Genomic DNA, 13,432 nt, shown 5'->3' with positions numbered 1-13,432 from the left:
CACCTGCGCTGGCCGATCTGGCTGCGGCCGACAACGACACGGTGATGGCGCAGTGGGCCGGACTGGGCTACTACGCCCGCGCGCGCAATCTGCATGCCGCCGCCAAGCAATGCGTCGCGCTGCACGGCGGGCAAGTTCCGCGCGACTTCGATGCACTGCTTGCGTTGCCGGGCATCGGCCGCAGCACGGCAGGGGCGATCCTGAGCCAGGCCTGGAACGATCGCTTTGCGATCATGGACGGCAACGTCAAACGCGTGCTCACGCGCTTCCACGGCATCGCCGGGTATCCCGGCCTGCCGGCGATCGAAAAACAGTTATGGCAACTCGCCATCATCCATGTTGCGCACGTCCCCGCTGGCCGCCTGGCCGACTACACCCAGGCGCAGATGGATTTCGGCGCCACCCTGTGCACGCGCGCCAAGCCCGCCTGCGTACTGTGCCCGCTGCAGACCGATTGCATCGCACGCCGCAATGGCCTGGTCGACGCGTTGCCCACCCCCAAACCCGGCAAGCAGCTACCCGAACGCGAGGCCACTGCGCTGCTGCTGCAGAATGCCGAGGGCCACATCCTGCTGCAGCGACGCCCGCCAACCGGCATTTGGGCCTCACTATGGACGCTGCCGCAGGCCGAGACCGAGAGCGGCATGCGCGCCTGGTTTGCGGCGCATATCGACGGCAACTACGAGCGCGCCGACGAGGTGCCGCCGATCGTGCACGCCTTCAGCCATTACCGCCTGCATTTGCAGCCATGGCGCCTGCGCAAGGTCGCGCTACGTCCGGCGGTGCGCGACAATGACGACCTACGCTGGGTAGCACCTGCCGATCTTGCATCGCTAGGCCTGCCGGCGCCGATCCGCAAGTTGCTCGACGCGTTGTAAGCGCGTCTTCCAAAGGAATCCGCATGTCCCGCACCGTGTTCTGCCACTACCAGCAAAGCGACGCCGAAGGCCTGGATTTCGTGCCGTATCCGGGCGAGCTCGGCCAGCGCATTTTCGCGCAGATCGGCAAGAACGCCTGGCAAGCGTGGTTGGCGCACCAGACCATGCTGATCAACGAAAACCGGCTGTCGCCGCGCGACCCCAAGCACCGCGCCTTTCTCGAAGCCGAGCTGCAGAAGTTCCTGTTCGAGCGCAATGCCGACAAACCCGAAGGCTATGTGGCGCCGGTGGGTGACTGAGCGCGCGGATGTGGGATTGCGGAGTCGTGAGTTGCACCAGTAGTGGCAGCCTTTGCTGCATCCAATGCGTCTGAGAAGTAATGGGGTGGCTGCATCTGCTGAAAAGAGCGAGTGCCGGAACGGCCAGGCCCTTCACCGACGTGGCGTGGTGTTCCCGTCGCAAAATAAGCTTGGCGATCCGCCCATATCCCGCGCACGACGTGGGTGATCTGGCGGATGCGCCATGCGTCGAGCTCCGCGGGCCTCATGGTCGCCAGCAGCGCCCGATGCCTGCTGCTCCGGGCGCTGCGCTAGCGGACTGCCGCAATCTTGAAGCTCAACGGCGGTTGCAGTGCGATGCCGCAGCGGCATCGCAATGGCGATCTGTCGGACTCAACCAACCCCGGTCGGCCCATCCAGCAACATGCGGATGCGCTTAAGCAATTCCTTCTGCGTATAGGGTTTGTTCACCACATCGAACTCAGCGCCGCCCACATCGGTACGCTGGATGCTGGCATCGGCGTAGCCGGTGGTGAGCAGGATCTTGACCTTCGGCAACATGCGGCGCGCCTCACGGGCGAGCATCACCCCGTTCATACCGCCGGGCATGATCAGGTCGGTGAATAGCGCATCCACTTCCGGGTTCTTCTCCAGGATCTCCATCGCCTCGCGTCCACTGGACGCAGACAGGATGCGGTAACCGGCATTTTCCAGAAACATCCGCGCCACCACCGCCACATCCTGCTTGTCTTCCACCACCAGGATGGTTTCGTTGCCACCCTTGTCGATGGCGCGACTCTTGGCTATCTGCAAATCGTTTTCGAATTCGCTGGAGGCGGGGAAATACAGCCGCACCGTGCTGCCCTCGCCCACCTCGCTGTAGATGCGTACGGTGCCGCCGGACTGCTTGACGAATCCATACACCATCGACAGGCCCAGGCCGGTGCCCTGGCCTTCCTCCTTGGTGGTGAAGAACGGTTCCATCACCCGGCTGACCACCTCCGGCGGCATGCCCGAGCCGGTGTCGGTCACGGCAATGCTGACGTAGCGGCCCGGTGCCAGCTGGTGGTACATCGCCAGATCGTGGCCGGTGATCTCCACGTTCTGGGTCTGCACCGTCACTTCTTTGCGTTCGGCCTGGGCCATCGCGTCGCGCGCATTGATCAACACGTTCAACAGCGCCACCTCTGCCTGGGTGGTGTCGATCTGGCAGTTCCACAGCCCTTCTTCCAGCGACTGGCGCAGAGTGGCCCCGCCTCCCAGCGCGCGCTCGGCCATGTTGGTCATGCCGGCCACCAGTCCGTTGAGGTTCACTACCCGCCCGCGCAGTTTCTGCTTGCGCGAAAACGCCAGCAGTTGCTGGGTCAAGGTGGCCGCCTTGGCAGCCGCTGCCGCCGCGTGTTCGGCACTGAAGGCAATGCGCTCGGCACTACCGCCGCCGGCGCTGGCCATCATCTGGATCACTTCCAGATGGCCAGACATCACCTGCAGCAGATTGTTGAAATCGTGCGCGATGCCGCCGGTCAGCTGGCCCAGCGCTTCCATCTTCTGCGCCTGGCGCAGCGCATCTTCGGCATCGCGGCGCCGGCTCACATCCAGCTGCGAGCCGAAGAAATACACCAGGTTGCCCTTGTCGTCGAACACCGGCGAGATGAAGAGCGCATTCCAGAACGAGGAGCCGTCCTTGCGGTAATTCAGCACCTCGGTGGCAAATTCGCGACGGCTTTCGATCGATTCGCGCACATCGCTGATGCTGGCCGGATCGGTCTCCGGCCCCTGAAGGAAGCGGCAGTTGTTGCCGATGACTTCATCGGCGGCATAGCCGGTCATCTCCAGGAACGCGCGGTTGGCGAACACGATGGGATTATCCGGAAGATGGGGGTCGGTCACCGTCATCGGCATGCGCGTGGTTTCCACTGCGGCAAAGAAGATGTCCGAGCGGTGCTTCTCGACAGGCAGGCTGCGAGATTCGCTGATGTGAGGCGCTCGCAGCTCTCCGTGACCGGGATCGTTCAAGTGATGTTCTCCGCGGGGCCATTCCCGTGGCCACAGTCTAGTTGGGTCCGGTGAGGCGATTCGTCACATCCATGAGCATTTCCCGTACGGCCGCGCCTGCCGCTAAACCAGTGCGCTGCGATTGCAGCTGCGCACCCGTGAGCGCTGGGTGTCACCCGCCCCTCGTTTGGCGGCGTTCCCGGCCCGACGGCGCTGCGCCCACTGCGCTCACTCAGTGCAATACCGCCGGCTCGGCCGGGACACCGGCGCGCCGCGCACTGACACGTTCGCCATGATCCCGGCACTACACGCAGAGCCGGCGACGCGCGGGCGAATGAACGCACAGCGACGCCATCACGTTGCAGGCGTATAGGCAGATAGCAGGACCGGCTTACCCGGGTCGGCGGCAATTTCTTTGTGTTCGCTCAGGCGCAGCGCGTCGGCATCGGCAGCGGCGCGTCCTGGGTGTTCATTTCCCATACGTCGATCACGCGCTTGTGGAACACGACAGCGCCGCGGTGGCGGTCGTAACGAAAGGTGATGCAGTCCGTCCGGTATTGTCCGCACGCCAATCCGTTTTGCACGGTGAAATACGCGCCCTTCGCGACCAGGCCCTGGTCGCTGTCCAGAAACGGATCGCACTGCCCGCCTTCGTCGGCTTTGAAAATCACCCGCGTGTTGCGCACGGCTTCGACAAACCCACCGTCCGCGTTTGCAAGCAGCACCAGCAAGGTACGCGGCGGTGCCGCATGTCCATTGCCACGCAGCGTCTGTTCTGCGGATGCACGCAACGCAACCACGTCGTCCAGCCGGCCACCTCGGTGAGATCTGCGCTAGCGACACCCATCCACCGATAGTAGGTAACGATTCGGCAGCGCCTGCGGGTAGCGTTGCGACGCCGGTTGGCATGGCGAGCGTCGCCGTCATTGCCGGCACTGTTGCCCACCATCCGCATGGTGTCGTCATCGCGGTGTCCTGGTCTGCGTCGAGGCTGCCTGCATGGCCGGCCGTCGTTGTCGCGCGCGCCGGCATCGGATTGCAGGACCTAGGACCGTGCGGCGCACGCGCATGGTTGAGTCGACATACTGTCGAGCGTCTGCAGCATTGCTTCGCCACACCGCGTTTTTCGGCAGTGAAGATCGCTCGTCAAGCCCGCTTGCCGGCTCACGCCTAGCTGTCGAAATCCCCACGTCCGATTGATGCCTCCACCGCGATGCTGGCCTCGCACCACGGCGTCCAGTGGTGCATTCCCCAACTGACGAAACGAGAATCCGCAATGGCAAATCAGAACGACAACAAGGGTGGCACCAGCAACCGCGGCTTTGCTTCGATGGACGAAGACAAGCAGCGCGAAATCGCATCCAAGGGCGGCAAGGCGGCCCATGAAAGTGGCAATGCCCACGAGTTCACCTCGCAAGAAGCGCGCGAAGCCGGCAAGAAGGGCGGCCAGGCGAGCGGTGGCGGCAACAACCGCTGAGCTGCACAACACTGCAGGTACCACGGCGCTTCCGGAAGAGCTGAAGCTCTTTCGGAAGCGCGTTCTTTTCATGCGGCGTCTCAGCTGATGCGACAGCACATCGGCACGCTGCCGCCCGATGACAACGATTTTCCAGGCATTCCCACATGCCACCGTGCATACAGCAGCGCCGCGCCATCTGGGTGGTTGCGCACGAGTCGATACGCTGACGCAGCAGACCAAGGTCCGCCGTGGGCCGCAGTGAACGCGTTCGCCGCGCGCTCGGCGCGGTCGAATACGCCTACCCCGACCATTTGCGCAGCACGCTCGCGACCTTGCCAACGACTGCCGGGGTGTATCTGTTCCATGGCAAGGACAGCGGACTCCCCTTGTACATCGGCAAGAGCATCAACCTGCGGATGCGGGTGATGGATCACTTCCGCACGCCACGCGAAGCCTCGTTATTGCGCCAGACCCGGCGCATCAGCGTATTCGAAATGGCCGGCGATCTCGGTGCGCAGCTGCTGGAATCCCAGCTCATCAAATCGATGCGCCCGCTGTACAACCAGAAGCTGCGTCGCGTACCGCGTCAGTTTTCGATCCGCCTGTATTGCGGCGAGGTGTCCATCGTGCATTCGGCCGAGCGCGATCCGGCGGTAACACCATGGCTGTATGGGCTCTATTCCAGCCCACGCGCCGCCAAGGAGGCGTTGCGGCGGCTGGCCGATCGCGACCGCCTTTGCTACGGGCTGCTCGGCCTGGAACGCGCCACCGATGGTCGCCCGTGTTTCCGCGCCATGTTGGAACGCTGTGCCGGTGCCTGCCATGGCGCCGAGTCGCTGGGCGACCACGAGACGCGTCTACGCGCTGCCCTCCAGCACCTGGAACAGGTCGTATGGCCGTTTCCTGGCGCGGTCGCACTCATGGAAGAAGGTAAGCAGTTGCGCCAGTTTCACGTGCTGCGCGACTGGCACTATCTGGGCAGCGCCACCTCGCTGGCCACTGCCCGCAAACTGCAGTCCACACCCGGCGACTTCGATCGCGATTGCTACCGGATTTTGCGCAAGGGCCTGCAAACGCATCTGCACAACGTGGTGTTGCTATAAGCACGACATGAGTGGGCGCACCCACTTCGGCACTCGCAGTACGCGCCGAGTTCATGCGAGGCATCGCGCGACTTGCCGCCGGTCTTCCCTGTTCCCCGCCAACCACGATCTCGCCACCTGCACGCTCGAAGCGCACGCAAGAGTCCGCGATTCTTCAGCCGCTCTGCCTTTCGCAGCTGCGGTATTCCTTGGGGTCCAAAAACTCCGCCAGACAAGAACCTACGCGCAGCGCCTGCTCGCGCGCGTCGCCCCGGTACTCGCCCTGCCCTGCGCCCTCGATCGTGGCCACGGGGGCGGCGCGGTCGCGGTGGTAAACGAACGCAGTCGAAAGCCACAACGTCGCGCCAGGCGCCTGGCTTTCCAGGGTCTCCACGCGGAATTCACCGCAGTAACCGTGGATCAGGGTGCGTCGGAGTGTCTTGTGCGTCATGCGCGCAGTATCGCCATGCACATTTGAAGATCACGTCGAAATCGATTGCATCGGGCGCACGTAGCACCTACGCGCACGACCGGGAAGCCGAACCAACGCGCAAGTCTGTGTCCATGCTGGATCAGATCAGAATCAGCGCGCGCGCGTGCAACACGCATCACTGCCCACCGCGTGTGCAATCGAGAAAGTGATAGGGAGAGCGACAGATCCGGCGATGACCGGGAAGCCTTGCGAACGAAGGCTTGGAATATGGTGGCCGAGGACGGAATCGAACCGCCGACACGGGGATTTTCAATCCCCTGCTCTACCAACTGAGCTACTCGGCCACTTAACCTGCAACACGATGCCTGCGTTGCGAGGACGCGCACTATAGCGAGCAGGCGCAGTTTGGGCAAGCGTTGCGAGCAACTTTGTTGCCGGCCGCTCTCGGCGCCGGCGTTTCTCGCGCCGGTTCACGCCGCGCGGCCGGGTGCATGGCCTAGCCTGCGCGCGTCCACCGGAGATTGTCATGCGCCTGCCCCGCCTGCTGTTGTCGTTCGTCGCCCTCCTGCCGCTGACAGCGCTGGCGCAACAGCCGGTGCGTGCGGTGCCGCAGCTGGACATCTCGCGCTACGCGGGCCAGTGGCACGAGATTGCGCACCTGCCGGTGTCGTTCCAGAAAAAGTGCCGCGGCGACATCACCGCCAGCTACACCTTGCGCGACGATGGCCTGGTCGGCGTGCGCAATGGCTGCCGCACCGCCGATGGCAGCCTGACCCAGGCCGACGGCGTGGCGCGCCCGGTCGATGGCCAGCCCGGGCAGTTGCAGGTGCGCTTCGCTCCCGAGTGGCTCGCTTGGTTGCCGCTGGTGTGGGCCGACTATTGGGTGATCGCGCTCGACCCGGATTACCAGTGGGCGATGGTCGGCGAGCCGGATCGCAAATACCTGTGGATCCTGTCGCGCTCGCCGCAGATGCAGCGCGCGCAATTGGAACGGCTCAAGGCAAAGGCGGCCGAGATGGGCTACGACCTGTCGCCGTTGATTGTCGCCGCGCCGTTGTTGTGAGGCCTGCCCGCGCCCCGGCCTAGATCCGGCGCCACCGCTTCGCGCTCAGGAGCGGCGACCGTACTGCGTAGTATTCTTGGCGCCGCCTCATTCCCGCCAAGGACCCGAGTCCATGCGTCGTGCCTCTCGCCTTCTTCTTGTATCGCTGGCCTGCGGGCTGCTGCTGAGCGCCTGTGGCGGCGCAGTCCGCCGGGTGTCCGAGCCGGCCGCCAGCATCCAGCAACTGACCGTGCGCGCCGACGGCTCCTGGTCGCTCGACCTGCGCCTGCAGAACTACAGCAGCATCCCGATGCAGTTCGAACGCGTGGCACTGGAGATCTCTGCCAGCGACCAATTGGCCGGCAAGCTCGACCAGGCAGTGGGCATGTCGATCGGCCCGGAAACCGCCGATGTGGTCACCGTCGCCGTGCAACCCACCTCGCTGGGTCGTATCACCGTGGCCGACGTGCTGGCCGGCGGCCGCTCGTTCCCGTATACGCTCAAGGGCACCGTCTGGGCGACCCCGCAGGACAAGAAGCAGCGCCAGTTCCGTGTGGAATCGCGCAATACGCTCAGCCCGGCCCCCGGCCTCAATGGCGTGCTGCGCTAAGAGTGGCTAACAAAACTACTGCGCAGCCGCCAGGCGGCGCGGCCGGTGCTCGGAATCGGCATGTACCCCTCGTACATTCCGGTTCTGAGCGCGCCGTCCGCGCCCACCTGACAGCTGCTCGCTACGTTTTGTTAGCCGCTCTAAGGCGCACGCCTCCCGTCCCCGCTTCCAAGGATCCCGCATGAGCAGCTACACCGCCCCGCTGACCGATTTTCGCTTCGCCCTGCACGATGTGCTCGGCGCGCAAGCCCTGTTCGCCCGGCTCGGCTATACCGAGGCCAGCACCGACATCATCGACGCCGTGCTCGAAGAGGCCGGCCGCTTCACCTCGCAGGTGCTGGCGCCGCTCAACAGTGTGGGCGACGAGATCGGTTGCGCGTTCGACAAGAGCACGCACGCGGTGGCCACTCCGCCCGGCTTCCGCGCCGCCTACGATCAATTCGTGGAAGGCGGCTGGAACGGGCTCACCGCCGAACCGCAATTCGGCGGCCAGGGCATGCCGCACACGCTGGGCGTGCCGCTGAGCGAAATGATCAATGCCGCCAACCTGGCCTGGGGCAACTTTCCGCTGCTGTCGCATGGCGCGATGGAAGCGCTGCGCCAGCACGGCGAGACCTGGCAGCAGGACGTCTTCCTCAAACCCCTGATCGACGGCCGCTGGACCGGCACCATGTGCCTGACCGAACCGCATTGCGGCACCGATTTGGGCCTGCTCAAGACCCGTGCCGAACCCAATGCCGATGGCAGCTATGCCATCACCGGCACCAAGATCTTCATCACCGCCGGCGAGCACGACCTCACCGACAACATCGTGCACCTGGTGCTGGCCAAGCTGCCGGACGCACCGGCCGGCGCCAAGGGCATCTCGCTGTTCGTCACTCCCAAGTTCAAGGTGGACCGCGACGGCACCGTGGGTGAGCGCAACGCGCTGCATTGCGGCTCCATCGAGCACAAGATGGGCATCAAGGGCTCGGTGACCTGCGTGATGAACTTCGAGGGCGCACAAGGCTACCTGGTCGGCCAGCCGCACAAGGGCCTGCAGGCGATGTTTACGATGATGAATACCGCACGCCTAAGCGTGGGCCTGCAAGGCATCGGGTTGTCCGAGCGCGCCTACCAAAACGCCCTGCGCTACAGCCGCGAGCGGTTGCAATCGCGGGCGCTCAGCGGCGCCAAATCCCCGGACAAACCGGCCGACCCGATCATCGTGCACCCGGACGTGCGCCGCATGTTGCTGACCGTCAAGTCGCTGACCGAAGGCAGCCGCCTGCTCGCGTTGCATGCGGCCAGCCTGGTCGACGTCGCCCATCGCGGCGAGAGCGAACGCGAACGCGCCGACGCCGAGACCCTGGTGAGCTTCCTCACCCCGATCTCCAAAGCCTGCCAGACCGAATGGTCGATCGAGAATACCTACCACGCGCTGCAGTGCTTCGGCGGCCACGGCTACATCCGCGAGTACGGCATGGAGCAACTGGCCCGCGACGCGCGCATCACCACCATCTACGAAGGCACCACCGGCATCCAGGCGCTGGACCTGATCGGCCGCAAGACCGCCGCCAGCCAGGCTGCCGGGCTGAAGCTGTTCCTGGCCGATGTGGAAACCTTCGCCAACGCGCAGGACGGCAACGCTGCGCTGGCCGAGTTCATCAAGCCGTTGCGCGACAAGTGCAGCGAATGGGCGATGCTGACCCGCGATGTGCTCGATCGCGCCGCGCGCAACCCGGACGAACTCGGCGCCGCCAGCCATGACTATCTGTTTTATTCGGGCTACGTGGTGCTGGCGTACTGGTGGGCGCGCAGCGTGGCCGCTGCCGACGCATCGGCGCACGGCGAGGACTTCAGGCGCGCCAAGCGGGAGACGGCGCGGTTCTACTTCGCCCGCATCCTGCCACGCACCCTGACCCATGCCGCCGCCATCCGCAGTGGCGCCGCACCGCTGATGACGCTGGAAGCGGAACTGTTCGGCGAAGGCTGAGCGCCGTCATCACGGCGCTGCCGCTGCCGTAGGAGCGGACCTGGCCGCGACGGGGCGGTGTCGCTCGACAAGGCGTCGCGCCCGGGTGCGCTCCGACGGGTAACGCCGCAAGATTCCGCCGCTGCCGTAGGAGCGGACCTGGCCGCGACAGGGTGGTATCGATCGGCAAGGCGTCGCGCCCGGGTGCGCTCCTACGGGTAACGCCGCGAGATTCCGCCGCTGCCGTAGGAGCGGACCTGGCCGCGACGGGGCGGTGTCGCTCGGCAAGGCGTCGCGCCCGGGTGCGCTCCGACGGGTAACGTCGCGAGATTCCGCCGCTGCCGTAGGAGCGGACCTGGCCGCGACAGGGTGGTATCGATCGGCAAGGCGTCGCGCCCGGGTGCGCTCCTACGGGTAACGCCGCGAGATTACACCGCTGCCGTAGGAGCGGACCTGGCCGCGACGGGGTGGTATCGATCAGCAAGGCATCGCGCCCGGGTGCGCTCCGACGGCTCACCAACGCCATCACTGCGTTCGAAGGGTGATCCCGCAGCGCGGCGGCACGGCATCGCGGCCAACAGTACCTGCTGAGCCATACTTTGGAGACACGTGCCAACGCCGTTCGCTGTGATACACAAACTGTCAACGATCGGGTATAAGCTGTTTTCCCGATGGAGACAGACACGCACGTTCGTGATGTGATCGTCCCCGGAGGCAGCTATGCCCCGGACGCGGGCGGCGCTGTCGCTGCAATCCACCAACTTCCCACGCTTCGCCTGCTGTCGCTCGATGCGCACGGCCGCGTGCTGGATTGGATCAACTGGCAAGACGCCGCCTGCCTGTACGCCCGCGATGCGGTGTCGTGGACGCTGGGCGAGCCTTGCATGCAGATCCACGGCGGCATCTCGCGGCTGACCGGCGAGCGCAGCACGCTGGAACTGCACCCCATCATCGCCGCGCGCGGGCATGCCCGTTCGCGCGCGCTGGACCCGACCCCGACCCTCAGCAACACCGCGCTGTTCGCGCGCGATTCGCAGCTGTGCATGTACTGCGGCCAGCATTTCAGCCGCCCGCACCTGACCCGCGACCACGTCATGCCGGTGTCCAAAGGCGGTCGCGACAGTTGGGAGAACGTGGTGACCGCCTGTTTCCAGTGCAATTCGCGCAAGGCCAACCGCACGCCGCAACAGGCGCATATGCCGCTGCTGGCGGTGCCCTACCGGCCGAGCTGGATCGAGCACCTGATCCTGTCCAACCGCAACATCCTGTCCGATCAGATGGCCTTTTTGCGCGCGCAGCTGCCCAAGCGCTCCAAGCTGTCGTTGTAAGCCGACTGTCCATTTGTTGCGGCTGCTGGCTGGTCAGTGGCACGCACGCTTCCCAGAGTGCCAAGACAGCCGCAGGTGGTTGAGCCTGGACGCGCGTGCCGTTGCCCACTCGCGCAGCAGCGTTGGCGGCTTCACTGACGCACCGGGTGTCGGTCGTGACATCGAACCCGGCTACCGCGATCCAACGCATGAGACGCCCGATACGGCGCAGTGTCGGCCCCCTACGCAGAGGCGCGGAGCCAAGTGCTCGCGGAGACACGGCGCAGCCAGCACATCGCCAGGTGCGGCAGATTGCCGCAGGTGTCGGGCGAGCGTCGCGCGCGCCAGGCGTCACGGTGCGCGCGTCCATCACTTCCCGCTGACAGCTGAACCGGTTTGCTTGCCGGGCCTTCGCATGGGGAGGACAATACGGCTTCAGAAGATTGACACGATGATGATCGACACCACCCGCTATCCGCGCCTGTCCCGCATCCAGACTCCCGACGATCTGCGCCGCTTCGACGAAGCCGAGCTGACCGCGATCGCCGAAGAACTGCGCTCCTATCTGATCGAATCGGTGGGCAAGAGCGGCGGGCACTTCGCGGCCGGCCTGGGCGTGATCGAGCTCACCGTCGCCCTGCACTACCTGTATCAGACGCCGGTCGATCAGCTGGTGTGGGACGTCGGGCATCAGACCTACCCGCACAAGATCCTCACCGGCCGCCGCGACCAGATCCACACGGTCAAGCAAAAGGACGGCGTGGCGCCGTTTCCCAAGCGCGAGGAAAGCATCTACGACACCTTTGGCGTTGGCCATTCGTCGACCTCGATTTCGGCCGCGCTCGGCATGGCCATCGCCGCGCAGCGCAACGGCGACGACCGCAAGGTGGTGGCGGTGATCGGCGACGGCGCGATGACCGCCGGCATGGTCTACGAAGCGCTCAACCACGCCGGCGGCATGGACCCGGAACCGAATCTGCTGGTGATCCTCAACGACAACCGCATGTCGATCTCCGAAGCAGTGGGCGGGCTGACCAAGATGCTGGGGCGCGCCAGCGGCAGTCGCACGCTCAATGCGATCCGCGAAGGCGGCAAGAAGATCCTCGGCGACAAGAAGAACAACCCCACCGCGCGTTTCGTGCGGCGTTGGGAAGAACACTGGAAAGGCATGTTCGTGCCATCCACGCTGTTCGAGGAAATGGGCTTCCATTACACCGGCCCGATCGATGGCCACGACCTGCCCAGCCTGGTCGGCGCACTGAAGACTCTGCAGACGCTCAAGGGCCCGCAGCTGCTGCACGTCATCACCACCAAGGGCAAGGGCTACGAACTGGCCGAAGGCGATCAGATCGGCTACCACGCCGTTGGCCCGTTCGATCCAAGCAAGGGCCTGGTCGCCAAGACCGGCGCAAAGAAGCCGACGTACACCGACGTCTTCAGTGACTGGGTGTGCGACATGGCCGCCGCCGAACCCAAGCTGCTGGTGATCACGCCGGCGATGCGCGAGGGCTCGGGCCTGGTGCGTTTCAGCAAGCAATATCCGCAGCGCTATTTCGACGTAGCCATTGCCGAGCAGCACGCGGTCACGCTGGCCGCCGGCATGGCGACCCAGGGCGCCAAGCCGGTGGTCGCGATCTATTCCACGTTCCTGCAGCGCGGCTACGACCAACTGGTGCACGACGTGGCGGTGCAGCAACTGGATGTGCTGTTCGCGATCGATCGCGGCGGCGTGGTCGGCCCGGATGGCGCCACCCATGCCGGCAATCTGGATCTGAGCTTTTTGCGCTGCGTGCCGCACATGGTGGTGATGGCGCCTGCCGATGAGGCCGAATGCCGTCAGATGCTGAGCACCGGCGTGCAACACCAGGGGCCGGCAGCGGTGCGCTACCCGCGGGGCACCGGTCCCGGCGCAGCACTGGACGCCTCGCTTGCCACGCTGCCGATCGGCAAGGCGCAGCTGCGCCACAGCGGCACCCGCATCGCCCTGCTCGGCTTCGGCGCGACGGTGGATGCGGCCGAGGCGGTCGGGCGCGAACTGGGGCTGACGGTGGTGAACATGCGCTTCGTCAAGCCGCTCGACAAGGCGCTGCTGCTGGAGCTCGCAAAAACCCACGATGGCTTCGTCACGATCGAAGACAACGTGGTTGCCGGCGGCGCAGGTTCTGGCGTGTCGGAACTGCTCAACGCCGAAGCCATCACCATGCCGCTGCTGCATCTGGGCCTGCCGGACAGCTTCCAGCATCACGCCAGCCGCGAAGACCTGCTTGCGGAAGCCGGCATCGACCAAGCCGGCATTCGCGCCGCCTTGCTTAAGCGCTGGCCGCAGCTGATGATCAGCCTGCCGCCTGCGTTGAACGCTGCGACAGGCTGATCGCGCCTGCCAGGCTCCTCGTG

At 65.4% G+C, this 13,432-nt stretch carries 11 protein-coding genes, 1 tRNA gene, 1 other RNA gene and 1 pseudogene; 10 read left to right on the top strand and 4 right to left on the bottom strand.

Features of this window, described 5'->3' with window-relative positions; genetic code table 11:
- Both EO156_RS21750 and EO156_RS21745 read left to right on the top strand, forming a co-directional pair.
- Window positions 1–878, top strand: an 878-nt coding sequence (locus tag EO156_RS21750; RefSeq protein ID WP_164735864.1) for an A/G-specific adenine glycosylase, incomplete at its 5' end; no start/stop codon positions are given.
- Between the two features lie 23 nt (window positions 879–901).
- Entirely contained in the window at window positions 902–1,177 is a 276-nt protein-coding gene (locus tag EO156_RS21745; RefSeq protein ID WP_005914056.1) for an oxidative damage protection protein, read from the top strand.
- A 372-nt stretch (window positions 1,178–1,549) separates the two neighbouring features.
- Here EO156_RS21745 and EO156_RS21740 read toward each other — a convergent pair whose 3' ends face one another.
- Window positions 1,550–3,172, bottom strand: coding sequence for a hybrid sensor histidine kinase/response regulator (locus EO156_RS21740; RefSeq protein ID WP_016851550.1), 1,623 nt, complete (start codon window positions 3,170–3,172; stop codon window positions 1,550–1,552).
- A 333-nt stretch (window positions 3,173–3,505) separates the two neighbouring features.
- Window positions 3,506–4,078: pseudogene (locus EO156_RS21735) on the bottom strand (hypothetical protein).
- A 349-nt stretch (window positions 4,079–4,427) separates the two neighbouring features.
- Between EO156_RS21735 and EO156_RS21730 the strand changes: the two are divergent.
- Window positions 4,428–4,628: a KGG domain-containing protein gene (locus tag EO156_RS21730; protein ID WP_003484886.1), complete on the top strand. Its 201-nt coding sequence runs from the start codon at window positions 4,428–4,430 to the stop codon at window positions 4,626–4,628.
- Between the two features lie 230 nt (window positions 4,629–4,858).
- The gene (gene cho / locus EO156_RS21725; protein ID WP_016851551.1) at window positions 4,859–5,713 is read left to right on the top strand and encodes an excinuclease Cho; all 855 of its coding nucleotides are present in this window, start codon (window positions 4,859–4,861) and stop codon (window positions 5,711–5,713) included.
- A 154-nt stretch (window positions 5,714–5,867) separates the two neighbouring features.
- On the opposite strand, the gene EO156_RS21720 is transcribed toward cho, so the two are convergent.
- Window positions 5,868–6,143, bottom strand: a complete 276-nt coding sequence (locus EO156_RS21720; protein ID WP_005914051.1) for a hypothetical protein — start codon at window positions 6,141–6,143, stop codon at window positions 5,868–5,870.
- Between the two features lie 250 nt (window positions 6,144–6,393).
- Window positions 6,394–6,469: transfer RNA gene (locus EO156_RS21715), tRNA-Phe, on the bottom strand.
- A gap of 182 nt (window positions 6,470–6,651) precedes the next feature.
- Here EO156_RS21715 and EO156_RS21710 point away from each other — a divergent pair.
- The 6 genes from EO156_RS21710 to dxs all read left to right on the top strand — a co-directional run bounded on the left by EO156_RS21710 (window position 6,652) and on the right by dxs (window position 13,409).
- Entirely contained in the window at window positions 6,652–7,188 is a 537-nt protein-coding gene (locus EO156_RS21710; protein WP_003484872.1) for a lipocalin family protein, read from the top strand.
- Window positions 7,189–7,300: 112 nt separating this feature from the next.
- Window positions 7,301–7,777 (top strand): LEA type 2 family protein, encoded by a 477-nt coding sequence (locus tag EO156_RS21705; RefSeq protein WP_016851552.1) that lies wholly within the window; start codon window positions 7,301–7,303, stop codon window positions 7,775–7,777.
- Window positions 7,778–7,837: 60 nt separating this feature from the next.
- A non-coding RNA gene (locus tag EO156_RS21700) (sX9 sRNA) lies at window positions 7,838–7,914 on the top strand.
- Window positions 7,915–7,958: 44 nt separating this feature from the next.
- Window positions 7,959–9,752 carry an acyl-CoA dehydrogenase C-terminal domain-containing protein gene (locus EO156_RS21695; protein WP_016851421.1) on the top strand — a complete coding sequence of 598 codons (1,794 nt, stop codon included), beginning with the start codon at window positions 7,959–7,961 and terminating at the stop codon, window positions 9,750–9,752.
- A 650-nt stretch (window positions 9,753–10,402) separates the two neighbouring features.
- Entirely contained in the window at window positions 10,403–11,059 is a 657-nt protein-coding gene (locus EO156_RS21690) for an HNH endonuclease (RefSeq protein ID WP_003484866.1), read from the top strand.
- Between the two features lie 433 nt (window positions 11,060–11,492).
- Window positions 11,493–13,409, top strand: a complete 1,917-nt coding sequence (gene dxs, locus EO156_RS21685; RefSeq protein WP_033482846.1) for a 1-deoxy-D-xylulose-5-phosphate synthase — start codon at window positions 11,493–11,495, stop codon at window positions 13,407–13,409.
- Window positions 13,410–13,432 lie beyond the last annotated feature (23 nt).

Origin of the sequence: Xanthomonas sp. DAR33341, from assembly GCF_003992815.1 — a bacterium.
Classification (GTDB): domain Bacteria; phylum Pseudomonadota; class Gammaproteobacteria; order Xanthomonadales; family Xanthomonadaceae; genus Xanthomonas; species Xanthomonas cissicola.
This window is presented reverse-complemented; position numbering and strand designations above follow the sequence as displayed.

Coding starts and splice junctions, on each gene's coding strand:
- EO156_RS21705 (WP_016851552.1), top strand. CDS start 7,301: ATGCGTCGTGCCTCTCGCCTTCTTCTTGTATCGCTGGCCTGCGGGCTG.
- EO156_RS21730 (WP_003484886.1), top strand. CDS start 4,428: ATGGCAAATCAGAACGACAACAAGGGTGGCACCAGCAACCGCGGCTTT.
- EO156_RS21695 (WP_016851421.1), top strand. CDS start 7,959: ATGAGCAGCTACACCGCCCCGCTGACCGATTTTCGCTTCGCCCTGCAC.
- EO156_RS21720 (WP_005914051.1), bottom strand. CDS start 6,143: ATGACGCACAAGACACTCCGACGCACCCTGATCCACGGTTACTGCGGT.
- dxs (WP_033482846.1), top strand. CDS start 11,493: ATGATCGACACCACCCGCTATCCGCGCCTGTCCCGCATCCAGACTCCC.
- EO156_RS21690 (WP_003484866.1), top strand. CDS start 10,403: ATGGAGACAGACACGCACGTTCGTGATGTGATCGTCCCCGGAGGCAGC.
- EO156_RS21710 (WP_003484872.1), top strand. CDS start 6,652: ATGCGCCTGCCCCGCCTGCTGTTGTCGTTCGTCGCCCTCCTGCCGCTG.
- EO156_RS21745 (WP_005914056.1), top strand. CDS start 902: ATGTCCCGCACCGTGTTCTGCCACTACCAGCAAAGCGACGCCGAAGGC.